Source organism: Shimia sp. R9_3 (assembly GCF_017743755.1).
GTDB lineage: Bacteria > Pseudomonadota > Alphaproteobacteria > Rhodobacterales > Rhodobacteraceae > Shimia.
Map to the genome: position 1 here is coordinate 70,523 of NZ_JAGHRP010000007.1, position 24,658 is coordinate 95,180.

The 24,658-nt window shown below is 53.9% G+C and carries 20 protein-coding genes, 1 tRNA gene and 1 pseudogene; 12 read left to right on the top strand and 10 right to left on the bottom strand.

Annotated elements, in window-relative coordinates; all coding sequences use genetic code 11:
* Positions 1–133 precede the first annotated feature (133 nt).
* The 3 genes from rpsA to J7412_RS16930 form a co-directional block, all read right to left on the bottom strand.
* Positions 134–1,810: a 30S ribosomal protein S1 gene (gene rpsA / locus J7412_RS16920; protein WP_209079700.1), complete on the bottom strand. Its 1,677-nt coding sequence runs from the start codon at positions 1,808–1,810 to the stop codon at positions 134–136.
* A 218-nt stretch (positions 1,811–2,028) separates the two neighbouring features.
* Positions 2,029–2,289, bottom strand: coding sequence for a DUF6525 family protein (locus J7412_RS16925; protein WP_209079701.1), 261 nt, complete (start codon positions 2,287–2,289; stop codon positions 2,029–2,031).
* A 124-nt stretch (positions 2,290–2,413) separates the two neighbouring features.
* A complete protein-coding gene (locus tag J7412_RS16930; protein ID WP_209079702.1) occupies positions 2,414–3,049 on the bottom strand; it encodes an NAD(P)H-dependent oxidoreductase in 636 nt (211 codons plus the stop codon).
* A gap of 155 nt (positions 3,050–3,204) precedes the next feature.
* Here J7412_RS16930 and J7412_RS16935 point away from each other — a divergent pair, with 155 nt between their 5' ends.
* Positions 3,205–3,591: a helix-turn-helix domain-containing protein gene (locus J7412_RS16935; RefSeq protein WP_209079703.1), complete on the top strand. Its 387-nt coding sequence runs from the start codon at positions 3,205–3,207 to the stop codon at positions 3,589–3,591.
* Positions 3,592–3,597: 6 nt separating this feature from the next.
* Here the strand turns inward: J7412_RS16935 and J7412_RS16940 are convergent, their stop codons facing one another.
* On the bottom strand, positions 3,598–4,206 hold the full coding sequence (locus J7412_RS16940; RefSeq protein WP_209079704.1) for a d(CMP) kinase: 609 nt from the start codon (positions 4,204–4,206) through the stop codon (positions 3,598–3,600).
* Between the two features lie 231 nt (positions 4,207–4,437).
* Here J7412_RS16940 and J7412_RS16945 point away from each other — a divergent pair, with 231 nt between their 5' ends.
* The 6 genes from J7412_RS16945 to mdoH all read left to right on the top strand — a co-directional run bounded on the left by J7412_RS16945 (position 4,438) and on the right by mdoH (position 13,343).
* Positions 4,438–6,036 (top strand): thiamine pyrophosphate-binding protein, encoded by a 1,599-nt coding sequence (locus J7412_RS16945; protein ID WP_209079705.1) that lies wholly within the window; start codon positions 4,438–4,440, stop codon positions 6,034–6,036.
* Entirely contained in the window at positions 6,026–7,240 is a 1,215-nt protein-coding gene (locus tag J7412_RS16950) for a CoA transferase (RefSeq protein ID WP_209079887.1), read from the top strand. Before J7412_RS16945 ends, J7412_RS16950 begins: the two co-directional genes overlap by 11 nt.
* 109 nt (positions 7,241–7,349) lie before the next feature.
* Positions 7,350–8,714, top strand: coding sequence for a tetratricopeptide repeat protein (locus J7412_RS16955; protein ID WP_209079706.1), 1,365 nt, complete (start codon positions 7,350–7,352; stop codon positions 8,712–8,714).
* A gap of 15 nt (positions 8,715–8,729) precedes the next feature.
* Positions 8,730–9,950 carry an OpgC domain-containing protein gene (locus J7412_RS16960; RefSeq protein ID WP_209079707.1) on the top strand — a complete coding sequence of 407 codons (1,221 nt, stop codon included), beginning with the start codon at positions 8,730–8,732 and terminating at the stop codon, positions 9,948–9,950.
* Positions 9,937–11,460: a glucan biosynthesis protein gene (locus tag J7412_RS16965; protein WP_209079708.1), complete on the top strand. Its 1,524-nt coding sequence runs from the start codon at positions 9,937–9,939 to the stop codon at positions 11,458–11,460. Before J7412_RS16960 ends, J7412_RS16965 begins: the two co-directional genes overlap by 14 nt.
* 41 nt (positions 11,461–11,501) lie before the next feature.
* On the top strand, positions 11,502–13,343 hold the full coding sequence (gene mdoH / locus J7412_RS16970) for a glucans biosynthesis glucosyltransferase MdoH (protein ID WP_247743988.1): 1,842 nt from the start codon (positions 11,502–11,504) through the stop codon (positions 13,341–13,343).
* On the opposite strand, the gene J7412_RS16975 is transcribed toward mdoH, so the two are convergent.
* The 4 genes from J7412_RS16975 to J7412_RS16990 form a co-directional block, all read right to left on the bottom strand.
* Complete coding sequence (locus tag J7412_RS16975) at positions 13,326–13,619, bottom strand: hypothetical protein (protein WP_209079710.1); 294 nt, start codon at positions 13,617–13,619, stop codon at positions 13,326–13,328. The genes mdoH and J7412_RS16975 overlap by 18 nt on opposite strands.
* A complete protein-coding gene (locus J7412_RS16980; RefSeq protein ID WP_247743989.1) occupies positions 13,619–14,455 on the bottom strand; it encodes an alpha/beta fold hydrolase in 837 nt (278 codons plus the stop codon). Before J7412_RS16980 ends, J7412_RS16975 begins: the two co-directional genes overlap by 1 nt.
* A gap of 2 nt (positions 14,456–14,457) precedes the next feature.
* A complete protein-coding gene (locus J7412_RS16985; protein WP_247743982.1) occupies positions 14,458–14,829 on the bottom strand; it encodes a rhodanese-like domain-containing protein in 372 nt (123 codons plus the stop codon).
* 78 nt (positions 14,830–14,907) lie between these two features.
* Entirely contained in the window at positions 14,908–15,375 is a 468-nt protein-coding gene (locus J7412_RS16990; protein WP_209065693.1) for a YHS domain-containing (seleno)protein, read from the bottom strand.
* A 469-nt stretch (positions 15,376–15,844) separates the two neighbouring features.
* Here J7412_RS16990 and J7412_RS16995 point away from each other — a divergent pair.
* The 5 genes from J7412_RS16995 (at position 15,845) to J7412_RS17015 (ending at position 20,348) form a co-directional block, all read left to right on the top strand.
* A tRNA-Ser gene (locus J7412_RS16995) sits at positions 15,845–15,934 on the top strand.
* A gap of 2,184 nt (positions 15,935–18,118) precedes the next feature.
* Complete coding sequence (locus tag J7412_RS17000) at positions 18,119–18,454, top strand: hypothetical protein (protein WP_209079712.1); 336 nt, start codon at positions 18,119–18,121, stop codon at positions 18,452–18,454.
* A 245-nt stretch (positions 18,455–18,699) separates the two neighbouring features.
* The gene (locus tag J7412_RS17005; RefSeq protein ID WP_209079713.1) at positions 18,700–19,212 is read left to right on the top strand and encodes a hypothetical protein; all 513 of its coding nucleotides are present in this window, start codon (positions 18,700–18,702) and stop codon (positions 19,210–19,212) included.
* Positions 19,213–19,253: 41 nt separating this feature from the next.
* The gene (locus J7412_RS17010) at positions 19,254–19,634 is read left to right on the top strand and encodes a hypothetical protein (RefSeq protein ID WP_209079714.1); all 381 of its coding nucleotides are present in this window, start codon (positions 19,254–19,256) and stop codon (positions 19,632–19,634) included.
* Positions 19,635–19,859: 225 nt separating this feature from the next.
* Positions 19,860–20,348 carry a hypothetical protein gene (locus J7412_RS17015; RefSeq protein WP_209079715.1) on the top strand — a complete coding sequence of 163 codons (489 nt, stop codon included), beginning with the start codon at positions 19,860–19,862 and terminating at the stop codon, positions 20,346–20,348.
* Positions 20,349–20,576: 228 nt separating this feature from the next.
* On the opposite strand, the pseudogene J7412_RS17020 reads toward J7412_RS17015, so the two are convergent.
* Both J7412_RS17020 and J7412_RS17025 read right to left on the bottom strand, forming a co-directional pair.
* Positions 20,577–21,331: pseudogene (locus tag J7412_RS17020) on the bottom strand (IS5 family transposase).
* A 669-nt stretch (positions 21,332–22,000) separates the two neighbouring features.
* Positions 22,001–24,286 (bottom strand): PAS domain-containing hybrid sensor histidine kinase/response regulator, encoded by a 2,286-nt coding sequence (locus J7412_RS17025; RefSeq protein WP_209079716.1) that lies wholly within the window; start codon positions 24,284–24,286, stop codon positions 22,001–22,003.
* Positions 24,287–24,658 lie beyond the last annotated feature (372 nt).

A 24,658-nucleotide genomic window follows, 5' to 3' on the forward strand; every position in this document is an offset into this window, starting at 1 on the left:
ACGTCCTCACCCGGCATTCAACATGAGAACATTTGCAGAACAATGACAACGAAGCAAGCTCGCCGACCCAAAAGAAAAACCCCGCCATTGCTGGCGGGGTTTCCCATTTCATAAAGCAAAAGATCGGGTGATCTTACTCGTCGCCTTTGAGCGCTGCGCCCAGGATATCGCCGAGGGACGCGCCGGAGTCGGAAGACCCGTACTGTTCCACTGCTTCTTTTTCTTCTGCGATTTCGCGTGCCTTGATCGACAGGCCCAGACGACGGGTCTTGCTGTCGATGTTGGTGACGCGCACGTCGACCTTGTCGCTGACGGAGAAACGCTCTGGGCGCTGCTCTGCACGGTCACGGGACAGGTCGGAGCGGCGGATGAAGGATTTCATGCCTTCGTATTCCACTTCGATGCCACCGTCTTCGATCGCGGTCACTTCAACAGTCACGATAGAGCCGCGCTTCACGCCGCCAACCGCATCTGCGAATTTGTCACCACCCAGCGCTTTGATGGACAGGGAAATACGCTCTTTTTCAACGTCCACTTCGGAGACAACGGCCGAAACCATGTCGCCTTTGCGGTAGTTCTGGATCGCATCTTCGCCACGCTCGTCCCAAGACAGGTCGGAGAGGTGAACCATGCCGTCGATCTCGCCTGGCAGGCCGATGAACAGACCGAATTCGGTGATGTTCTTGACTTCGCCTTCGACCTCGGTGCCCTCTGGATGTGTTTCTGCAAACACTTCCCATGGGTTGCGCATGGTCTGCTTGAGACCCAGAGACACGCGGCGCTTGGCACCGTCGATCTCCAGCACCATGACGTCCACTTCCTGAGAGGTGGAAACGATCTTGCCGGGGTGCACGTTTTTCTTGGTCCAGGACATCTCGGAGACGTGAACCAGACCTTCAACGCCCGCTTCCAGCTCAACAAAGGCACCGTAATCGGTGATGTTGGTCACGCGGCCTTTGTGCACGGACTCCAGTGGGTACTTGGCAGCAACCAGATCCCATGGATCGTCTTGCAGCTGCTTCATGCCCAGGCTGATGCGGTGGGTTTCTTTGTTGATCTTGATGACCTGAACCTTAACGGTTTCACCGATCGTCAGGATCTCAGATGGGTGGTTCACACGACGCCATGCCATGTCGGTGACGTGCAGCAGGCCGTCTACGCCGCCCAGGTCAACGAATGCACCGTATTCGGTGATGTTCTTGACCACACCGTCCACGGCCTGACCTTCGGACAGGTTGCCGATAACTTCGGCGCGCTGCTCGGCGCGGGACTCTTCGAGGATCGCGCGGCGGGACACAACGATGTTGCCACGGCGACGGTCCATTTTCAGGATCTGGAACGGCTGCTTCAGACCCATCAGAGGGCCAGCGTCGCGCACGGGGCGCACGTCAACCTGGGAACCTGGCAGGAAGGCCACGGCGCCGCCGAGATCAACCGTGAAGCCGCCTTTAACGCGGCCGAAGATCGCGCCTTCAACGCGCGCATCGTCTGCGTAGGCTTTCTCAAGGCGATCCCATGCTTCTTCGCGGCGCGCCATCTCGCGGGAGATAACAGCTTCGCCACGGGCGTTTTCAGCCGCGCGCAGGTACACTTCCACTTCGTCGCCAACAGCGATTTCAGGAGCTTCACCAGGGTTTGCGAATTCTTTGAGCTCAACGCGGCCTTCCATTTTGTAGCCGACGTCGATGATGGCTTGGCCCGCTTCAATTGCGATGACTTTGCCTTTGACAACCGAACCCTCGTTCGGTGTGTCCATTTCGAAGCTTTCTTGGAGGAGGGCTTCGAATTCCTCCATGGTTGCGTTAGCCATGTGGCGTTTACTTCCTTTACAAACGTTTTTTCTGGCCGTGCGGTTGTCTCCGCCGGTCTTGGTTGGTGTCCGCCTTCTGGCAGAACAATTTGGTCTTGGGCGCGCCAACAACAAGAAAACACACAAAAAGCAAAGAGGGCCGGTGCTTCCGACCCTGCTCGTCTCATTGTTTTATGGCATTTGCGCCTTATAGACGTGCGCTTCTTAGCGACAATCACCTATGTGGGCAAGCCGATTCCGCGCACTACGCGATCTCGGCGTAGTGTTGCCTGTTCAATCGCATCTAGCCGCTCAAGCGCCGCCTCCGGATCTCGTGTACCGCCGGCCTTCTTCCAGATACCGATGGCGGATGCAGGGCTCCATGGCAACGTCGCCACGCTCAACCATTGGCGCAACTCGGGTGGCAAAGCATCATAGGCTTGCATCGTATTCCCCTGACGCCGCCGCCCCTTCAAGCTGCTGTTGAGATTTTTTCGCATAACCACTCTGCCTTAGCCTCAATATGTAACGTTATTACATATCTATGCAGGCAAATAACAAGCCAGAAATGCAAATCAGCGGCTCCCAATCCGGGCGCCGCTGCAATAGCGCTATCGCCTGCTATCAGGCGATGGTTTTGACCAGAGTCTCTCGCGACTTACGAACTTTCGGCATCGGCAGCAGCCAATCCGCGCCTTCTTCGCGATAGCCAAGCGGCAACAGCGTAACGGATTTCAAACCAAGCTCCTTAAGCCCCATGATCTGATCCACAGCATCCGCATCAAACCCTTCCATCGGGCAGCAATCCACTTCAAGTTCTGCCGCCGCCAGCATTGCAAACCCCAAAGCAATATAGGCCTGACGGGCTGCGTGGTCGTGGTTTACGGTGGATTCGCGGTGCAAATAAGCGCCTTTGAGGTTCTCGTAGTACTGGGTGATCATCGGGTTTTCGCCGCGCAGCTCTTCCATATGCGTGCGAACCGCATCGATCCGTTCTGCGGAGTAGTTGTCCCACGCAGCAAAAACGAGCAGATGGCTACACTCGGTGATCTGGCTTTGATCCCAGCCTACTTTGCGGATTTCTTCGCGCATCGCATCTTGCGTCACCACAAACACCTCAAACGGCTGCGTGCCGCTGGAAGTTGGAGCCATGCGGATTGCCTCCAAGATGGCCTCTACTTTTTCTTCAGAAACCGCTTTTGCAGGGTCCATTTTCTTGGTGGCATAGCGCCAGGTCATCAAGTCTTTAAGGGAGGTCATTTTGATCTTTCTCAGTCTGTCACCCCTCCCGCGGCCGAGCCGCAAAGGGTGGTATATTTTCGATACTGACGATATAGAAAGAACCATATACCGCTGCAAGAAGTTACATTCTCGTTCCCCGGTCACACGAAGGGAACCACCCCCAGGAGTCTCACATGCCAGATGCAACGCAAAAGACGCAGTGCCCGGAATGCCAACGCATCAACGAAGTTCTGAGCAGAGTTGGTGACCGCTGGTCTGTTTTGATTGTGATGTCGCTTGGCGAATACGGTGTCTTGCGCTTCAACGAGCTCAAACGCCGACTAGGTATTTCGCAACGGATGCTGTCGCTGACCCTGCGCGAGCTGGAGCGAGACGGGCTGGTCAGCCGCACATACCACCCAACGATTCCTCCCAAAGTGGAATACGCTCTAACAGATTTGGGGTATTCGTTTTTAGAGCCTGTAAAAGCGATGGGATACTGGGCGTTGGAAAACCTGCCCACCATTGATGCGGCACGGGAAATCTATGATCGGGAAGCGGCGCTGAAGGACAGTGCCTGAGGCCTATCAGCTCCGCTGCGCCTTCACCGCATCGATAGCTGCTTGAACCGCCGCCTCGATGGCCAAGTCAGACGTATCAATCAGAACCGCATCCTCCGCGGGCTTCATGGGCGCCTCGGCCCGCTCGGCATCACGTGCATCGCGCTCTTTCACATCAGCCAGAACAGCGTCTCGCGTCGTTTCGTGTCCCTTGCCGACGAGCTCAAGATATCGACGCTCCGCCCGCACCTCCGCACTGGCGGTCACAAAAAGCTTAGCGTCCGCCTCCGGACAAATAACGGTGCCGATATCGCGACCATCCAGCACAGCCCCACCTGCCCGCCCGGCGAAAGCGCGCTGAAAATCAATCAGTGCTGCGCGCACCTCCGCTATTACCGCTACCCGGCTTGCAGCCTGCGCCACCTCTGGCGTGCGCAGATTTTCCGCAGCAAGATCCTCGGCCGTCAGCGCTTTCGCGGCATCAATCGGGTCAGTGCCATCCAATGTACGCGCACCCACTGCGCGATACAAAAGCCCCGTATCAAGATGCGCAAAGCCGAAATGCGCAGCAATCGCTTTGGAAATTGTACCTTTTCCAGCCGCCGCCGGTCCATCAATCGCAATGGTGAATCGCATCGCTTCGCCTTTTCGCATGCGCTCCTGAATAGCAGCAGAGAGCTTTGAAGTTGATGCGGGCCTACACCACAGCCACCTTGGGGCGCAAGCTGACACGCCACGAAAATTCGCACCGCCAGAAAATCTTAATATTACAGAATATGAATTTCACGTGGGTTCGCCGCACCTCCGTTGACTTGCTGCAAGCCTACGACCAATACACCGCTAGATGAATTCAATGGCGGGGATAACATGCGCGCAGCAGATGTGATTGCGAAACGGTTGTATGAGCAAGGATGCCGTTGGGCCTTTGGTATGCCCGGAGGCGAAGTGCTGACACTTCTGGATGCACTGGACAATGTCGGCATCGAATTTGTCCTCTGCCGTCACGAAAACGCTGCGGGCTTTATGGCAGAAGCCACCTATCATCGCACTGGCGCACCAGGTATTTTGCTCACGACCGTTGGCCCTGGCGCTCTTAACGGTGTGAATGTCGTGGAAAATGCGCGTGAAGATCGCGTGCCGATGATTGTCTTGACCGGCTGCGTCGATCCGGAAACAGCACAAGTCTACACCCACCAAGTTCTGGATCAGACAAAGGTTTTTGAGAGCGTCACCAAGGCGAGCTTTACGCTAAACGCGAAAGCAGCCCATGTGATCATCGACAAAGCCATTGGCATCGCCACCGAAGGACGTCCGGGCCCGGTCCACATTGATGTCCCGATTTCTGTGGCGAATGCGCCCTCTGAAGGGGAAGGCGTGATGCGCCGCTCAGCCCTTCCGGTCGCACCGGCAGGGCCCGAGCTGGATGCAGCCCGCACCGCTCTGGCAAACGCAAAGAAGCCACTCATTGTAGCAGGCGTTGACGCCCTGTCTGAGGCTGGCGCAAGCGCGATTCAGCAAGCTGCAGAGCTCTTGGGCGCGCCGGTCATCACCACCTACAAAGCCAAAGGGCTGCTGCCCGAAGATCATCCCCTTGCACTCGGCGGCGCTGGCCTCTCCCCGAAAGCTGACAATATTTTATTGCCTCTTGTCAAAGAGGCCGATGTCATTCTCGCTATTGGTTATGACCCCATCGAAATGCGGATCGGCTGGCAAAATCCTTGGGATCCCGAAACGCAGGTGATCATCGACATAACTGCCGAGCCGAACCACCACTATATGCATCAGTCCACGCACAATATTGTTGGGGATTGCGCCGCCTCTGTTGCTGCGCTGCTTCCAGACAACGCGCGCACCGGCTGGTCAGGCTCCACAATCTCAGACACCCAAAATGCCTTGGCGGCAGCGTTTCCAGCCGGAGAAACCTGGGGGCCAGCTCAAGCCATCTCAATATGTCAGGACGTTTTGCCGGCGGACACGCTGGCCACGGCTGACAGCGGCGCCCATCGCATTCTTCTCAGCCAAATGTGGACATGCCGCTTCCCGCGCGCGCTCACGCAATCCTCAGGGTTTTGCACCATGGGCTGCGCCGTACCGCTCGCCATTGGCGCTCAGTTTGTCGAACCGGATCGCACAGTGGTTTCCTTCAGCGGAGATGCAGGCTTTCTGATGGTTGTGGGTGAACTCGCAACAGCCGCCGAACATAAACTGAAAACCATCTTCGTTGTGTTCGACGACGCCTCACTGGCACTCATCGAACTGAAACAGCGCGAGCGCAAACTCGACAATGTCGGCGTGGATTTCAAAGGAACCGACATGGCGGCCGTTGGGCGCGCTTTCGGCGGCAACGGTGTGAGTGTTTCCAGCGAAGCGGAATTGCGCCAGGCACTGAACGATGCGCAATCCGCTAAAACTTTCACAGTTATCGCCGTTAAAATTGACCGGAAAGCCTATGACAATGCCTTCTAATCCTACCGCCCCCCGCGCGCTTGAAGGCGTTTTGGTTCTCGATCTCAGCCGCATTCTTGCGGGCCCGACAGCCACCCAGCTTCTCGGTGATCTTGGCGCGACTGTGATCAAAATCGAAAATCCAATCACCGGCGGCGATGACACGCGCCGCTGGGGTCCACCCTACGCAGAAACGACAGACGGCCAAAGTGACCTCAGCGCCTACTTCATGGCCGCCAATCGCAACAAATTCTCGGTTGCGGCAGATCTCTCGACCACTGAGGGGCAAGGGCTTGTCAAACAGATCGCGGCTCAAGCTCAGATCGTGATTGAGAACTACAAGCCTGGGGGTCTCAAAAAGTATGGGCTTGATTACGCCGCGCTGAGTGAGATCAACCCGAGCCTCGTCTATTGTTCGATTTCAGGCTTCGGCCAGACCGGTCCCAATCGGGAACGGCCGGGCTATGATCTCATGGCGCAGGGATTTGGCGGCATCATGTCCATTACAGGTGACCCGGATGGCGCGCCCATGAAAGTGGGCGTCGGTATCGCCGATGTCATGTGCGGCATGTACGCCACCGTCGGCATGTTAGCCGCACTGCGCCACGCAGAAGCCACCGGCGAAGGGCAACAGATCGACTTGGCATTGGTGGACAGCCAGATGGCGTGGCTTGTCAATGAAGGCACAAACTACCTGACATCCGGCAAGACGCCGAAACGGCGCGGAAATGGGCACCCTAATATTGCGCCCTACAATGTTTTTGCCACCAAAGAAGGCCATATCATCCTAGCCGTCGGAAATGACACGCAATTTCAGTCTTTTTGCCGTGCCTTTAATTGCAGCGATTTGGCTGCGGATCCGCGTTTTGCAACAAATCCGCTGCGTCTGGAGAACCGCGTTGCGCTGGAAATCGCCGTTTCTGAAACAATTGGCGCCCATTCCTCGCAAGAGACCCTCGCAATGTTGCAAGCTCAGGGCGTGCCCTGCGGACCCATATACACCGTTGAAGAAGCTCTCACATCGCCGCAGGCCATAGAAAGAGGCGCTGTTGTCAAGGTTTCAGCCGAAGCAACCAGCGCTGGTAACGTAAATCTGCTGGGCAATCCGCTCAAATTCTCTAAAACGCCGATTCAATATGCAAAAGCACCGCCAAAATTTGGAGAAGACACCGAAAATGTATTTGACCTGCTGTCGCAACACATGAGCCAAAGCCAATCACAATAGGTTGAGATCCAATCACCTTTTCGAGCCATAACGTTTTGGTGATGTGCGCGTATTTGGTGCCCAACCTATAATTTTTCAAACTGTCTTGAAGCGTTCGAAAGGTTTCATAATGCTGACCGATATCAGTGCCTGCGAGGTAAGTCTGTCCAACGAGGAGGCCTTGAGCGCATGGAACAATGTTATTCTTGGTGTCTTATCACATGGCCAAACAACCGGTGACCATCTCAACCGCCTGCTGACTCTGGCACCTGATTTTGCGATGGGTCACGCCATGAAGGGCCTGAGCTGCTTAATGCTCGGCCGTCGCGAGCTGGTCAGCGTTGCGCAATCCGCAAGCGATGATGCGCAGCGTGCTCTGACGCAAGGCGGCGCCACAAAGCGTGAACGTCTTTGGTGCGCCGCACTGACGGATTGGCTGGCAGGCAAGCCTTCTCAATCTGTGGTGCGCATGGAGGAAGCGCTGCGCCTCAATCATGCCGACACGATCAGCGTGAAGCTCTCACATGGCATTCGCTTTATGCTTGGCGACAGCCAGGGCATGCTGCGGTCGATCGAACGCGTGATCAGCGCTCACGGGGTTGCGCATCCGCTCTACGGATACGCACTGGGATGTCACGCCTTCGCACTTGAAGAAAACGGTCGGTATGAGCGCGCTGAACACGTCGGCCTGCGTGGGCTTGAATTCGCCGCAGACGATGCTTGGGGTCTTCATGCTGTGGCGCATGTTTATGACATGACACATCAGACCGACAGTGGCATCTCACTCATCGACAGCAATCTCGATGCGTGGAACCACTGCAACAACTTCCGGTTCCATGTCTGGTGGCACAAGGCCATTCTTCACCTGGATCAGGGCGACATTGGCACGGTTCTGGACCTCTACGACACCAAAGTGCGCGATGAGAAAACCGACGACTATCGCGACTTTTCAAATGCAAGCTCCCTACTAATGCGCCTTGAACTTGAAGGTGTTGATGTGGGAGATCGCTGGGTTGAATTGGCCAACCTTGCAGAGAAGCGCTCTGATGATGGCTGCCTGACCTTCGCCGATATGCACTACATGCTTGCGCTGATCGGTGAAACCCGCCCTGACGCCGTCGCGCGCCTGAATGCCCGCGTGGCCGAAAACGCCAAAAAAGAAGATGAAATGGCACGCGTAATGCTCTCGCCAGGTGTGGCGACCTCCGAAGGTCTGGCTGCCTTTGGCGAAGCAAACTACGCGTCTGCCTTCTCCCACCTGCGCGCGGCACAGACCAACTTCCAATCCATGGGGGGCAGTCACGCACAGCGCGATATCTTCGAACGCCTCACCATCGAAGCCGGTCTGCGAGCTGGTCATTTGGCGGAAACCGAAGCGCTGCTGCGAGCACGCACAGGGCTGCGCGGCGGACATGAAGACGCATTTGGCGCATCACGCATGGCCCAAATCGCCGAGTTGCGCACGTTGGCGACCCCATCGACGGCAGCAAACTAAGTCTGGACGAGGACTATGAGAGTGGCAAACCCGACCTTTGCTCCCGCTACGGCGGCAGTGAATACAGCCGCACAGATCGGCGCCAAAACACGCGATATCCGTCTGGATTTTTTCCGGGGTATCGCGATGTTCATCATCTTGATCGCCCATGTCCCGGGCAATTGGCTGACTCTCTGGATCCCGGCCCGCTTCGGCTTTTCAGATGCCACTGAAATCTTCGTCTTTTGCTCTGGCATGGCGAGCGCCCTCGCCTTTGGCCGTGTTTTCCGCGAGCAGGGCAACATGATGGGCACTGTCCGGATCAGTTATCGTGTCTGGCAGATTTACTGGGCGCATATCTGTCTGTTTTTTGCAATTGCCACCGCCATGGTCGCGCTCAACGCGCTTCTGCCAGAGGGTCGCAACTACGTCGGCCAGCTCAACCTGCACCCATTCTTCAAGGACACGCCAACCAATCTGCTTGGTCTGCTGACTTTGACCTATGTGCCGAACTATTTTGACATTCTGCCAATGTATATGGTCATCCTCGTGATGCTGCCCGCAGTGGTGATCTTGGCAAAGATCAATAAGGCGCTGGCATTTGCAGCCGTCATCGCGGTTTGGCTGTGCGCGAACCTCTATGACCTCAATTTTCCCGCCGAGCCCTGGTCCGAGCGCCAATGGTTCTTCAACCCATTTGGCTGGCAGTTGATTTTCTTCACGGGATTTGCGCTCAATGCACGTTGGCTCCCTGCTCCTCCAGTAGACAATCGGTTGTTTCTGGTGGCCGTCGCTGTGCTCCTGATCACCCTCCCGTTTGCTTATTTCCGTCTCTATAACGAGCTATCTTGGGCATTGGAGTGGCGCAAAGAGTGGCGTGCGCTCATCGACAAGACCAACTTTGGCATCTTGCGCTATGTCCACTTCTTGTCGCTTGCTTATGTCGCTTGGGTGCTGGCTGGCCGCAATGGCGACCGCCTTCAGCCGCGTGACCCAGCTTCGCCCATCGGGCACATCTGGCAGCGCATGATCACCGTCATTCTGAAAGTTGGTCAGCAATCTTTGGCGGTCTTCATCGCCTCCATGTTCCTGGCACGCCTGATGGGAGCTTTGTTGGATCAGGTGGGCCGGACACATTTCACTATGTTCTGGGTGAACCTGCTCGGCGCGGCGATCATAGTCGGCGTGGCCTATGGCGCGTCTTACTACAAATCTCAACCTTGGAAAAAGCGGAGCGGCGCCAATGCTAAGACGTGAGTTCATCGCCAGCTTGGCGGCTTTGGCCGCAAGCCCCGCTTTGGCTGAAGCCAGCAAAGAACCCGGTTTGCAGTTGCATGCGCCCGTCTCATTTGATCCGAGAGAGGTGATTGAGCGTGCCCGTGCGCTTAGCCAGAAGGACTACCAACCGCCAAAGCGCATTCCGCAGGAATGGACAGAAATTGGCTATGAGGATTACGTCTCCATCTGGTTTGACGTGCGCAATGCACTTTGGAGCAAAGAACCCGAGACCCCGCTCCAGTTGGACGTCTTCGCCCCGGGCCTTTACTTTCCGCATCCGATCGACATCGCAGCTATCGAAAACGGCATGGCTCAGCCGCTTAAATTTGATTTCGATGTCTTTGACAAAACTGACAAGTTCCCTGAACTGCCTACCGATGACACGCTTGGCTATTCCGGCCTGCGGCTCCGCGCAGAATTGGAAAAGGCAGGCATCTATCAGGAATTCGCCGTATTCCAGGGCGCGAGCTATTTCCGTGCCATTGGGACCGGAAACATCTATGGCCAATCCGCACGAGGTCTGGCCATCGATACAGCCTCACCTGAGGGCGAGGAGTTCCCGGATTTCCGTGCCTTCTGGATTGAGAAGCCTGGACCCAATGAAGAAATCTTCATTGTCCATGCTTTACTTGATAGCCCAAGCTGCACAGGCGCCTATCGTTTTGAGATAACGCCGGGCAAAGCCCTCACCATGGACATCACAACGCATCTGTTCCCGCGTCGCGATATAGACAACATTGGCATCGCGCCTTTGACGTCGATGTTCCAATACGACCAAACCAACAGACACCGCTTCACCGACTTTCGTCCTGCCGTGCATGACACGGACGGTCTGCTGATCAGTAACGGCGCGGGCGAGACCATTTGGCGTCCATTGGCCAACCCGTCCGCGCTGCAGATCAGCGCCTTTCAAGACAACAATCCCAAAGGTTTCGGCCTTCTGCAGCGCGCGCGCGAATACAGCGATTTTGCGGATCTAGAAGCGCTCTATCACCGCCGCCCGGGCGTTTGGGTGGAACCCAAAGGCGATTGGGGCGAAGGTGCGGTCACGCTGATCGAAATCCCGACCCAGTCCGAGATCTACGACAATATCGTGTGTTACTGGCGTCCAGCAGGAGGCCTGACCCGCGGCACCGAGACCGAACTGTCTTATCGCCTCACATGGAGCGAAGAGGTCAGCTATGGGCAAGGCCTCACTGTGCTCAACACGATGATTGGTTCCGCTTTTGAGAACAACGGAACCATCGTACTGATTGATTTTGCCGATGGCGAAACTGTGCCGGCAGATCTCTCCGAGATTGAAATTGTGGTGAACAGCAGCGCCGGCGAAGTGTCCTCCGGCGTCTTGCAGCGCAATCCGGAAACCGGTGGCCCTCGACTGGCCTTCAAATTTCATCCAGGAGACGAGACGCTCATTGAATTCCGCGCACAGCTTCGGCTCAAAGACGCACCGCTGAGCGAGGTGTGGCTTTACCGGTGGACCGCATGACGTCTGAGCATTCCCATATGCCCCCGCGGGCACCGCTCGCGATGCCGGCTCAGACGTTTTCAGAAGTCGGCAGCAGGCGCTCCATGGAACATGCCGGACGTCCGGGCCGTCACCTTTGGCGCCTAGCGGCCTTTGTACCAACCATCACGTTGACGACCCTGATCTGCACGTCCTTCTCAACGTATTTAAGCCGCGGCGGCGTCTCGACGATTGACGCCATTGTCTTGGCTCTGATTGCGCTTTCGACCGTTTGGCTTGCATTTTCGGCAACCAATGCCTGTTTGGGACTGGTCAGCACAGCTCTTGGCGGCATGCGAATGACCCGTGGCAACGTGAACGGTCAATCAGCTCAAATCGCCCTGTTGATGCCCGTCTACAACGAAACGCCCTGGGATGTTTTTGGCAATGCCTCCGCCATGATGCGAGAGCTGGCCGATGGTCCGGGAGAAGATTGCTACACACTCTTTATCCTCAGTGACACGCGCGACCCGCAAGTCGCCAGGATGGAAGAACGCGCCTATCAGGCACTTAGCAGTTCAGCACACCCAGACACCAAAGTGTTTTATCGCCGCCGCGAGGAAAACACCGACAAGAAAGTGGGCAACCTCACCGAATGGATCGAAAACTGGGGTGCCGCTTATGACTCCATGGTGATCCTTGACGCAGACAGTTTGATGAGCGGCAAAGCCATTCGCCAACTTGCGCGCGCCATGGCGGCTGATCCGGATGCAGGTCTCATTCAAAGCCGCCCAATGTTGATTGGCGCTCAGACACTTTTTGGCCGCGTGCAACAGTTTTCGAACTCCGTCTACGGCTGGCTGATTGCCGAGGGGTTGGCCTGCTGGTCACAACACGAAGGCAACTATTGGGGCCACAACGCGATCATTCGCACGCGCGCATTTGCCGAAAGCGCACGCCTTCCGCACCTGAAGGGTTGGCGCGGCGCAAAGCATCTTTTGCTCAGCCACGACTTTGTCGAAGCAGGCATGTTGCGCCGCGCGGGATGGGCCGTGCGTCTTCTGCCCCGCGTTACAGGAAGCTATGAAGAAACACCGCAAACCCTGATCGACTATGTCGTGCGGGATCGTCGCTGGTGCCATGGCAATATGCAGCATCTGCGAATTCTTACGGCACGCGGTTTTCATGTCATTTCCCGCTTTCACCTTTTGTTGGGCGCCCTCGCCTTTCTGATGTCGCCCGCTTGGCTCGCGGTGATAACCCTTTGGGCCTTTGTCGGCGTCAGCGATGACACACCGCCCAGCTATTTTTCACCGGCGAACCCGTTGATGCCAATATGGCAGGAAACCCCAACCAGCATGGCCTGGTTCTACCTCGCTTTCATCTACGGCATGCTTTTGTTCCCAAAAATCGCCGGTGCTGTCATCTTTGGTCTGCAATCCAAAACACGCGCAGCCTATGGCTCCCGTCGGGTCTTCATCGGATCAATGCTGGTCGAAGTTCTGCTCTCGGTGCTCTATGCTCCGATCATGATGGTCCACCACACCATTGCAGCGACCTCCGCACTTCTGGGGCGCAAAAATGCGTGGGCGCCACAAGACCGGAGCGGGAACGGTTACGGGTGGTTGGCGACCTTGCGGTTCCATTGGATTGAGACCGTGTTTGGCCTTGCACTCATCGGAGGCATGATTTTCGCAGATATCTCGCTTTTGATCCTGCCGATCGCTTTCAGCCTCGCAGCTGCTGTACCCCTGTCAAAGCTCAGCTCAGTGCCTGTCGCGAATGCCGCAAGCCGCGTGCTACGCCTCGACACACCGCACACACTCATCGAGCCAAAGATCGTGTCTTTGGCGCGGAATGAGCGGGCTTGGATGAAATCTGTACTGACAGAAAGCGCTGCGCCGCAATCAATTGCTGCGGAGTGACAAGCGATAGATTATCGGCAGCGCCAAAGCCAACAGCGGCGCAGCAAAGGCGCGATAGCTTATCTGCAAGTTAAATCCGAAATATGAAAGGTATGAGCCGTTGAACAACAACAGGCTCTCCTCAAAACTCGCACCGGCAAAACCACCAGCGGAATTGATCCCGACTTGTATCAGGAAAAGAACTGCTGCGCCGCCAAAAAAACCATAGACGCCCCACCGTAACGGGAGCAAAATCCCGGTGACAAGCGCAGCAACTGATATACCTGCGACCAACATCACAGCCCCTCAAACCAATCTACAACAAGATCAGACCAGCCCCTCGGGATGGCATGCCCCCCAGGGAACAGTGCCAATTCCAATGCAGAGTCCGGTGCACAGCGGTCCCAGATACGCCGCCAGAACTGTCCTTCCGTGACAAAGCGATCCGCTTTCAGGTGCACACATTTGTTGGTCTCTCGCCATAGAGACATCGCATAAAAAATATCGCCTTGTGCGAAAGCATCCGGATCGGTCACTGGCACACGATTCACCACGCGCCCCTCCAGCGGAACCGTTCCATCTGTCCACCCATGCGTGTGCAACATCCGCACCTGACCGGCACATTCTGTCGGATGCGGGCGCCAGAAATTTCCGCCGACAGGCGCATAGGCAGCAAAAGAATTGGGATCAAGACAGGCCGTATAGGCAACCATCGATCCGCCAATGGAAAAGCCAGCCAACACAATGCGCTCCGGATCCAAGTCGAACCGCTCTATAGCATCATCTCGCACGGCGTGCAGATAGGAGATTTCCTCCAGCTGCCTGCCTGAATTTGGATGAAATCCCCAACTGCGCCCGCTACGCCCTTCCCGGGGTACGCCATCAGGCGCAATAACTGCATAGCCCCGCTCCAAAAACGCAGACACCATGCCCCCATTGCGGAGTGCCCCCTTCCCACTGCCCCCCCATCCATGGATGTAAACAACGGCGGGGGCTGGCTGTTCTTGCCCCTCAGGCAAAGCGACATAGTAGGCGCGCTCCCCCACCTCACAGGGTGTCTCGTTAGAGCATGCCCAAGCAGCGGAACCACTCATTGCAGTAAAGGCCAGAGCCGCCAACATGGTCCATCGCATCACTATTCGGTCCTCACCGGCAAACCAGTTTTGAGCCATCCGGGGCCAGAACGGGACCCCAGCATACCTTCCGGCACATCAATGATAGGTGTCAGATTGACCGCTTCCAGCTGCCGAGTGACACGGGCAGAGCGTACGCCGCGCGCGCAAATAACGGCGACAGGCTGTGCAGGAAATGCACGTGCGTTTGACACTTGCTCAATGAAATCGCGCGCACGCATATCAATCGGCACCGCCGGCGCGGGTACACCAGTCGCCGCCCATTCATCCGGGCGGCGAATATCTACAAGCAGGATGTCACCTCTTTCTGCGGCTTGAAATGCCTCCTGAGGTGTCATGGTGTGCGCCACATCCGCACGCGAAGTGGGCAGCATAAAAGAGGCCCCCACCCCAACTGCAGCCGCACCTCCAAGCGCGAGCACAGACCGTCGTGAGAGCCTCATAGTATCGCCTTAGTTTGTCGGCGCAGGCGACGAGAAGTTAGGGATCGTGCTGTCTGACGCCGCTTTTGATTCAATACCACCCCAGTTGCCCTGTGCCAGCGAGATATTCCCCGGAATATCTTCTTCCCAGAAGCCTACCACATTTTTGGTGATGTTGAGATAGAGGTTACCGTCAACAATCCGCCACAGGTTCGGGTTACCAGGAACCTTGCCGCCTTTGGACACACCATATGCGCAGTGGCCATCATATTTCGGAGCGTATTTTTCCGGATCCTTCAAGAAAGCCTTTTTGTTCTTCTCAGAGGCAAAAGCAAAGGTCGCGCCGTTGTAGTCAGCGGTGATGCTCTTGTTGCCAGGAACTGCTGCTGGCTGCGCGCTGCCCACAGGGGCCTGCTCAAGCCCAAAATAGGCCACAACATCGTAACCCGAAACGGCGTAGCCGGTTTCGTCAACATACTGCTCGCCAGCAAAGGCCATGGTCGAGGTCAGTGCCACAAAGGCAGGTGCAATTAGCCACTTCACGATAACTCTCCTAATAACGTGATCATTTCAGTTGAGACCAGCGTAACACAGCATCGTTGCTGCGCGCAGCCATCCTCGCGTGGGTGTGATTGGTTGTGTAGCAGCGCGAAGTTAACGCGGTCATATCAACAGATACTTGTGCATTTTTTGTTCTAAGCCAATGGCTTGCCACAATAGTAGACTGTCACAAATTTCACTCACTGATTGCGAGTCTGCTACCACGGCTGGACCTTCTAGCAACAGAACCACTCCGCATCATTGCGCTGCGCCTAACCACAAACTCGCTTCGGCTTCCTGGTCTGAAGGCCTAACACACTACGAGTCGCAGGGACGTTTGCGAGACGTGACATCGAAACTCAAGGAATTCTTGAAAACGTGTTTTTGGGTCTTGTGTCCCGTCAGGCCTGCACATATACGGGTCCGCGGAGACGTGGCCGAGTGGTCGAAGGCGCTCCCCTGCTAAGGGAGTATACCGGAAACGGTATCGAGGGTTCGAATCCCTTCGTCTCCGCCATAAAACTCAATAAAATAAATACTAAGGCGATTTGACCCTAGCCACGAAGCGCGCACCAACGGCCAAAAACGTCTTAGAAAACCTCAAGAACTCTCTAGATATTTTGGCAAGAAATTGGCAAGATAGACTCGAGTTGGTTTGACGGATCAGGGACGTCCAGCACCCCCGCGACAAACTTGGCCGATACGAGGCCATAGACAGTCCCTTCTCCCACCTGAGCGATACACAGTCTGTATGGCTCTGCTGTAAGGACTATCTCTGCACCCATAGCCGTGGGTTTGCGAGAGAACAGCTTTGGGATCTTTTAGGCCCCAAAGCTACCTCTCGCGAAGTCATGTTGCGAAGGATATGCTTGCAGTGTGGTAGCCGACCACAAAGCATGAGGCTAGTGACTAGGTAGGGCTTAGGTGTCGTCGAAAGCTTCCGTAATCGCCTCACACAGGCGCTCAGACACAGAACCTGAGGCGACGACGATAGCGGAGCCTCGCGAGATGTTGCTCTCTTTGTTTTAGAAATAACTACAACGTGCAGAAAGTGTGTTTTGCAAAGTTCGGCTAACATCTCCAAAGCGGGCATTCCGTTCGTTACTTGGTTTGATCGCTTTGAGCCACAGGCAACATTGGTCATACCCTCACATTTCAGAAAGTACCTCCTATAAATTCAGACTTTTTGGCACTTCGAATTGAATCGAGAAGTGTCAGAACTGCGAAAACTGTTTGTACTTATTACCAATTGCAACGGCTTCGACACTTTCATGTTCGCTATGCATTTCTTTCCTAGAGGACGTTTCCAGGTAAAATCATTACCTCTTACCCCGGAGCTCGCGATCCCAGAAATCAAACCTTTATTCCCGTCATTTTAGGACACACAAACTCGAAAAAGGGAAAAGTATCCGCAACCAAGTTAAATTGATATTAGGTGAAGATTTTTCCCTATTAGAGGAGAATAAAAATTTCCTATCATGATCTTATCAAGGCCAATTCCAGTTAATATTACTCAAAGTGATTCTATCTACTTCCATAGGTTGCGTTTTATATTGAGCAAACAAACACAGCATCTTGGCTAGCTTTGCAATTTATCTCAATTATTCTATACTGAGGTTGTTTTCTTGTCCTTTACCATTCTGTTCCGTTAGAGGAACGCGACCATGACACTCTTCACCTTTTACTTTCCCCTCTCCCTTTTATTATTATTCAAGACCCTCCGCTTTTTCCTTTAGAAAAAAGCCATAGAAGCATTTGACGGCGGCAAAAAATCGCAGAGTATCATTATTGCCTCATGCAATCCAAACATTCAGCGCTGCCATTAAAAACAATTATAACGTATAAAATTCGGTCCCCTACATTTCTGAACAAATGTTAAAAGTCGCTTCAACTGGCGCTCATTGGGCGCTCGAGAGACGAATCTAATTTTCAATTCGATCCAGCCCAAGACTTAGTTCGGTGAGCTGAGGAGGCATGACATGGATAAATTTTCTCCGGTTTTTTTTGGATGTATTTCACCTTTGGATGTGTGATCCTCGCAGTCGAGGCGCGCCGGCTATTCAAGGGTCCTCAACTCAGACTAGTTCTATCACGAGGTCAATTTCCTCGATTAGCCGGAATTAGTTATCAACAGCTTTCCAATGAAAAATACTACAACCGCGGATTTTACGTCTATGTTTCAGCTTATCTTTTGATCTATGTTATAGCTGTATTTTCTGTGCAGATTGGCTCAGAATTACGCGCTCTGGCCGGTCAACAAACCAAACAGGACTTCAGGGGACTATTGGGCCGAGCGCCTCTGAGCCAGATGGCTATGCGTGGCCGTTGGTCATTGCTATGACCATGACTTATTTTCTCTCCGCAAGAAACCAAGCCGGAAAATATCTGCGCGCATTCGAGATGAGTTTCAGGAACTTTGCCCATCGCTTGGCAGGTGTACCAAACAGCATTTTCCGACAGATCACTCGCTTAGGTCGATTGGACTATTCTGCCGCGCTAAAGGGAAGTTCGACACCTTATCTCGACATGTATAGTAGGCTTTGCGGGCCTGCCAGAACCCGGGGTCGACAACGCAATCACCTTTCAATTTCTTCAGACCACAAAACGTGACTTTGAAGCAATTGACGCATTTGAGCCTGCGATTTGCGGTGTTTTTCGCGGTCTTGTATTTCCTGTAGGCGATGGAGAAAAAGCGTCGGTAATGCACAAGCTGTTGGATGATCAGGAAGAGGAATGCTCCGCATTACGGCTTCTCTTGGAGGAGGCGCTATCTGACAGTAACCCCATCCCTTCCATTCAGGAAATGCGCAGCATTGCTGACGCAGGTCAGGAGTGCTTGCGCAATCTAAAGGCCCTATTTGGGGCACTGAATTCTCAAGCTGACCCAGACGACATCTCCCGCGAAATTTACCTCCCTATTGATCGAGTACTCGATGTACTGATATCGCCAGACAAGTTTGGCTTAAAGGATAAAGCCTTTACAACGGTTCTACTTACCACAATTGCCATGATTGTGATCTACCCCGCTTGGCGCTGAACAGACTTAGGCTGCGCGAGGAACCAGTATTGCCGATTTGGGGCTTTGGGACAAGTCCATAACAGATTTATTTTTAAAAGACATGTCCATTCAGTCTGACCTGTATTTTGTTTTTTAAAGAGCCAGCGAGGATATCCTACCACTGACTGTTCTTTTTTTAACGGTTTCTGTTGCAACTTTTGTCGGCTCGACGCAATTTGATAGACAGCCGCGATTGGAAGCCCTACCGACTGGCCAATCTTCCGATGGCACGCTTGCTTAAAGTCACTTCGCTGCAAGCTTTTGGTGCAGCATTTGCGACCGCATCCCTGATCTCATGCTTCAAGCTCTTTGCTACTCTCAATCCTTCTAGTTTCTTGGCGGAGGCATCTATTTGGGAACGTACGGCAATCGCGTTAGATATAGCAGCGCAAGAGATCGCTTTGTCGACGTTGAAGTATCTGCTTCTCTATTTCACTCTCGGTATGATCATTGGGCTAGCGACAATGGTCGTTGCTGACCAACATCTTAATCGGCAGTGCTGGAAATCCGTTCTTTGCGCTTCAGCTTGTGCACCAGTGTTTGTCTTAATGGCACTGGTCGGCCAATTTGGGATCGCTATGGGAGAGGCAGAAATTAATTCTTTTTTTGTTGAGTCTTTACTCACAAATGGCGTGTTTCAGGGAATATTTTCACTGGCGTTTCTGGCACTTTTTGCATTTTTGGTCGAACTTTCCGAGGGATCCGGCAACGATGATTTCTCCGAAGAACTCGACTGAGAAGACGCCAAGAATGCGGCCTTCGTTGAGGGGATTTGAAAGTGGTTGGTCCTGCAGTAAACTGGAAGGTTTCGATTTGCATCAGTCTTGCACTCATGGTTACTTTTTCTGTCGCCAAGGTCCATGCACAAGAAAAACTGGTGTTTGGAGTTCGGGTGGACGCACCTCCGTTTTCTTACCATGAGGCTGTATCGGAATACTTAAGCGATAGCTCCATGCCGGGAGCACCTCGGGCACATGGCTTCAAAGGCTATATGGTTGATGTGTGTAGTTCTGTTATTGAGGCGCTTCAGAATGAGGGACGAATTGACACGCCTGTAAGTACGCGAGTTGTCAACGCCGGAAACAGATTTGATCTGCTGCGTGATGGCGAAGTGCATATCTTGTGCGATCCAGCCGCAATCCTGCAGGAACGACTTTAAATTCCACCGCAGAATATCACTGGTAAAGCACGCTATCTCAACGTTTCTGTCCCAGTGTAAATGTCGTCAGTAACTGTAGCCAGACCTATGGAAATGCCCGCCGGTGCGTCCCCGTGTCGAGTTCTTGTGGGTTCCGTAGGAGAGACAACAGCAGCGCCCAACGGCATTAACCGAATAGTGCAGGATCGGAGTTTTCGCCGATAGGGAACTGAAATACTCGCAGCGGTGAAAGCCATTAACTCAGGCGAACCATCTCCGACAATCCCGGGTAAGGCAAACGATGAAGCATGTCCAGAATTTCCAGTGATAAAACACTATGCAACTCATCGACAACTGGCTCGTGCATTTTGTGATAATGACGTCTTGTACTACGTGGGCGACGTTGAGATTGTACGCGCAATGCTGCAGAGGGAAAAATGCATCGACTCTAGTATTATAGCCCCGGCGACCTTCACGGTAGAACGGTACGGAATTTATACCGCTCTTCCTCAACGAGAGGTTCTTACTGCAGCTATACTTGTTTTCCTGTCGGAGCTATCTCTGCAGATCCACGGCGGGTACATTGGTGACGAAAAGTCCGGCGCTGTAGTCAAGGAAAGCCCGTCTGCACTTTTGGACATCGTCTATGAACAAACCTTTGAAGGTTATAGCCCTTCGCGCAACCTGCTAGATTTTTTCTGGAATATCACCGGCAGTTATCCTCATGCTAATTGAGTTAAAGCCAGGCGTTCGCAAAAGCTTGTCATGTTTTTTCCAATCACAAGTTCTGCTGGTAATTAAAGAACTGCATTCGGCAGAACGAGATATTAGTTGTTCCGCAAATTTCAAATCAGCTTAAGAGACAAGCAAACTGTTACTTGAGCCGGAAGCACTAATTGCGCATCATAGACATGTATGCTCGTTTTGCTTACTCAAAACGCGTTTGGAACCTAGGGTCAGGCCTCATAACCAATAGATAGCGAACGCTACGAGGGCGATTGCTGACAGGAAGACCTTCAGGCACCTGTTATAGCGGATTGCCACACGACGCTAATCCTTCAACCTGCCGAACATGATTTCGATCCGGTTGCGCCGTTGGTAACGACGCTTGTCGTACTGAACCGGTTTCTTTCGCTGCTTCCGGCCAGGGATGCAGGCGCGTATCTCCTTGCCTTCCAACGCTTCCCGGAACCAATCGGCGTCATGGCCTCGATCCCCGAACAGCCAACTGACATCGGGCAGACCGCTCAGCAGTACCCGCGCACCAATGTAATCGCCGACCTGACCGGCGATGATGATCAGGTTGAGAGGACGCCCCCGGCTGTCGCAGATGGCGCGCAGCTTGGTGTTCATGCCGCCCTTGGTGTGACCGATCAAGCGTCCACGCCCCTTCTTACGCCCGAACTGGTCGCGGTACGGTGGGCCTTTAGGTAGGTTGCATCGATCATCACGATCTTCTCTTCACCGTGTTCGGCAGCCAGATCAGCCATCATCTGGGCAAAGATGCCTTTGTCGTTCCACCGCTTTCAACGGTTATTGAGCGCCTTGTATGGGCCATAAACCGAAGGGGCACCGCGCCATCTCAACCCACTACGATTAATGAAGATAATGCCGCTCAACACACGTCGATCATCAACGCGTGGTTTGCCGTGGGACTTGGGGAAGAAAGGCTCAAGACGTGCCAACTGCGCATCCGTCAACCAAAAAAGGTCAGACATGGTCACCGCTCGATTTTCGAACCGTGAATCACGCAGCCGAGCAGAAGTCGATGGGTCCTGACTCTAGACCGTCCTAAGCCTTGAAAGCTGCTAAATTCAAAGCCAAACGCACGCGAAAGTTACATAAAGCACATAGTCCATCTTATTAACTGAATGGCAAGACACCGCCGAACTGCGCAACTCGCCGATTGAGTATTGAGATTAGGAAAAATTATTTCTCCTCTCTTGCGCGGCGTTGAATTCGCGACCGTATACGCTCTGATTTTATTTACAGCCACAGGTCGATATATATTAAACGATAACACCCATGAGCGGCGGCATGGCTATAGCGAGGGCGTGATCATGGCAGTAACGATTCAGCCCGAAGTATGCCAAGCGGCAGCCAAGTTGTTTCAGCGCGGTGGGCCACTGGCTCCAGCTTGCGGCGCTCGCATCCGAAATGGCGGTGCGTGTACCACTCCCCCAATCAAGGAAGGTAAGGGGCGGTGCCTAACCAACTTTCAGTGAGCGCCAATTGCGCCGCTTAGAGATCGGTCAAATCTCACCTGAGGAATGGAAAAGAGTAGAAGCGCGGTCCGCAACATGTCCGCGCAAATAATACTTCATGGTCAAGTTATTGAAGCGGAAGACAATATCGCGAAGCTAACACAAACCCCTAAAAATCTTCGCCTATAGTGAAAGAAACCCCGCTATCCGATCCAGCACCTCACCAGCTCGATAAGGCTTAGCGAGGTAGTCATCCATGCCACAGGCCAAGAACCTCTCGCGCTCACCTTCGTTCACATGCGCGGTCACGGCAATGATTGGCGTATAGGAGGATGTGTCCGCCTCCAACTCGCGGATTTTCTGGGTCGCCTGTAGCCCATCCATCACGGGCATAGAAACATCCATCAGGATCATACGGGGCTGGTGGATTTGATAGCGCTCAATGGCCTCAACCCCATTCCTGGCGACTGCAAAACGATAATTGTGCTTTTTCACAATCGCCATAAGCAAGCGTTGATTGGTCATGTTGTCATCACAGATCAAAACGTCCACTGCGCCCGCTGCACCCTCATCATCAGGGTCCACCAGAGGCGCGGAAACAGGACTTTCAGATGCAATGGGCTTGGGCGCTTCGGCCAGTAGTTTGAAACCCTCCGGGCTCAGAAGGCGCATCATGGCATTGCGCAGTTGCGTCGCCTGCAGGGGTTTCATCAAATGGACAATCCCACCAGCAGCTTGCATTTCCGGTTCCGTCGGCGTCGACTGAACAGAGTTCAACTGCAAAATCGGCAACGCGCAGTTTTGATCGTGTGACATCTTCTGCCATTCCGACACGCTACCTTCGTCCACGATAGCGAGATCTGCCTGCGCCAGAAGCTGTTGCGCGCAGCTCTCTGAGGAAACCACATGTGCCGCGGCGCCCCAAGCCGTCAGCAACTCCACCAAGATCGCACACCGAGCTGTGTCTTTATCAGCCACCAAAACAGTTTTGCCGCCGATCTGCACCTTGGCATCCTCTGCGAGCGTAGCGTCTGAAGCGGCTTTCAGGTTGATTGCAAAAGCGAACGTCGACCCGTCGCCCAGTGTGCTTTCGACAGAGATGTCCCCATCCATAAGGGTTATCAGCGTCGAACTGATCGCCAGCCCCAACCCGGTACCGTCATGATTGCGCGTGTACGTCCCATCCACTTGGGCAAACTCATCAAAAACGCGGCCCAACTCATGCTCAGGAATACCGCATCCTGTGTCCTGCACACGGCACACCAGACGCCATTGACCATCCGTGTCGCAGGCTCCCTTGACATCAACCCGCACAAATCCGCTGTCTGTAAATTTGATGGCGTTGCTCACGAAATTCATCACCACCTGCTGCAGTCGACCTGCGTCACCGACAAAAGTCTTGGGTAAGACCGGATCGACCCGCACTGTCAGATCAAGGTCTTTTTCGGCTGCACGCGCAGACATAAGTGCACCAACACTTTCAAACACTTGCGTCAGTTCGAAAGGCTGTGCCTGAATTGTCATCTGACCGGCGCGCAGCTTGGAAAGATCCAAGATGTCATTAATGATGGTCAGAAGCGATGTACCGCAACTGTTGATGGTCGCGACAAACTGGCTTTGCTGCGGGTCCAGAGCTGTGTCCGCCAAAAGGTCCGCTGTGCCGATCACACCATTCAAAGGTGTGCGAATTTCATGGCTCATCACCGCAAGAAACTCTGTTTTTGCCCGATCTGCCGCCTCAGCGCGTTCTTCCGCCTCCTTGACCTCAGTGACGTCAATTTCGCTGGTCAAAATGACGATATCACCGTCAACCGCATCCACCCGTTTTTGCATGATGATCTCATGCCAACGTTCGCCAAATGTGGTCTGAACCCGCGCCACCTTGCGTGTGTCTTCCCCGACGCAAAGCTCGGTCAGAAGCTCATCAGCAACGTCTGCTTCCACAAACCGCGACCAGAAAGATTTCTTTGGGTCATAGGTCTCTCGTGCTGCAGGATTCTGATAAAGCGTTTCACCATTCTCCATATGAAGAGAGATCGCAACCGGTGTATGCAATAGCGCTTCAGCACTGCGAACGGTGGTTGGCGCGCGCTGCTTATCACTTGTCCCTTCACACAACATGGCAATACGTCCATCAGGCAGCGTCACGCCCAGCAACGTCACATTCAGATGCTGAGGTTTGCCATCAGGATACAATGTCCAGGATTCATTCAACACAAGGTCAGGGTTCGACAAATCTGCCCGATACTGCTGAAGACGCGCATGGACCGTATCGGACATGTCTGCACTCAGATCACGAGCCCGAAGCTCGTCCAAAGTCAACGCATCCCACACCCGCAACGCGGCGGCATTCGCCCAAATGACGCGCTTTGCGTCAAAATCGTAAATCCACATTGCCGTTGCAAGCCGATCTGTCTGGCGTGCAACAAGATCGTGCAAATCCTGTACATTCGCTGGACCAAATTCCATTACCACGTTGCCTTTTGATTGGTGGACCCACTGCGAATTTCTGTCAGGCGCGCCCAGGTATTGCATTTGTGAAATTGTGTTGGGATCTTGACACTCGCCAAATGTCTCTTTGCATCGGAGAAGCTTATCAGGCCAGGCACCCTATTTGGTGCAAATGAAGGTATTTGTCTCAATAGGCAAGTGACCAAGCAAAAGGTGTGGTTACAGGTGCTCAAGTTTCCCAACCAAATGCGTGGGAAACAAACCCTTTTTGTCGCGCCTTGGCTGAAGCCGCACAAGAGTCCAGTGTGACATTTCATACAACAGCGTTTCCTCCCTCACCAAACACCGATACTAAACTGCCGCAAAAGAGTACAATACCGCGTTAACACC

Bases quoted from the DNA above. Each gene is read 5' to 3' on its own strand.
- J7412_RS16940 (WP_209079704.1), bottom strand. From the start codon at position 4,206: ATGCGATTCACCATTGCGATTGATGGACCGGCGGCGGCTGGAAAAGGT.
- J7412_RS16975 (WP_209079710.1), bottom strand. From the start codon at position 13,619: ATGTTGGTCGCAGGTATATCAGTTGCTGCGCTTGTCACCGGGATTTTG.
- J7412_RS16945 (WP_209079705.1), top strand. From the start codon at position 4,438: ATGCGCGCAGCAGATGTGATTGCGAAACGGTTGTATGAGCAAGGATGC.
- J7412_RS17005 (WP_209079713.1), top strand. From the start codon at position 18,700: ATGGCACGCTTGCTTAAAGTCACTTCGCTGCAAGCTTTTGGTGCAGCA.
- J7412_RS16930 (WP_209079702.1), bottom strand. From the start codon at position 3,049: ATGACCTCCCTTAAAGACTTGATGACCTGGCGCTATGCCACCAAGAAA.
- J7412_RS16980 (WP_247743989.1), bottom strand. From the start codon at position 14,455: ATGCGATGGACCATGTTGGCGGCTCTGGCCTTTACTGCAATGAGTGGT.
- rpsA (WP_209079700.1), bottom strand. From the start codon at position 1,810: ATGGCTAACGCAACCATGGAGGAATTCGAAGCCCTCCTCCAAGAAAGC.
- J7412_RS16955 (WP_209079706.1), top strand. From the start codon at position 7,350: ATGCTGACCGATATCAGTGCCTGCGAGGTAAGTCTGTCCAACGAGGAG.
- J7412_RS16925 (WP_209079701.1), bottom strand. From the start codon at position 2,289: ATGCGAAAAAATCTCAACAGCAGCTTGAAGGGGCGGCGGCGTCAGGGG.
- mdoH (WP_247743988.1), top strand. From the start codon at position 11,502: ATGCCGGCTCAGACGTTTTCAGAAGTCGGCAGCAGGCGCTCCATGGAA.
- J7412_RS16965 (WP_209079708.1), top strand. From the start codon at position 9,937: ATGCTAAGACGTGAGTTCATCGCCAGCTTGGCGGCTTTGGCCGCAAGC.
- J7412_RS17025 (WP_209079716.1), bottom strand. From the start codon at position 24,286: ATGGAATTTGGTCCAGCGAATGTACAGGATTTGCACGATCTTGTTGCA.
- J7412_RS16985 (WP_247743982.1), bottom strand. From the start codon at position 14,829: ATGCTGCCCACTTCGCGTGCGGATGTGGCGCACACCATGACACCTCAG.
- J7412_RS16990 (WP_209065693.1), bottom strand. From the start codon at position 15,375: ATGGCCTTTGCTGGCGAGCAGTATGTTGACGAAACCGGCTACGCCGTT.
- J7412_RS17000 (WP_209079712.1), top strand. From the start codon at position 18,119: ATGCACAAGCTGTTGGATGATCAGGAAGAGGAATGCTCCGCATTACGG.
- J7412_RS16960 (WP_209079707.1), top strand. From the start codon at position 8,730: ATGAGAGTGGCAAACCCGACCTTTGCTCCCGCTACGGCGGCAGTGAAT.
- J7412_RS16950 (WP_209079887.1), top strand. From the start codon at position 6,026: ATGCCTTCTAATCCTACCGCCCCCCGCGCGCTTGAAGGCGTTTTGGTT.
- J7412_RS16935 (WP_209079703.1), top strand. From the start codon at position 3,205: ATGCCAGATGCAACGCAAAAGACGCAGTGCCCGGAATGCCAACGCATC.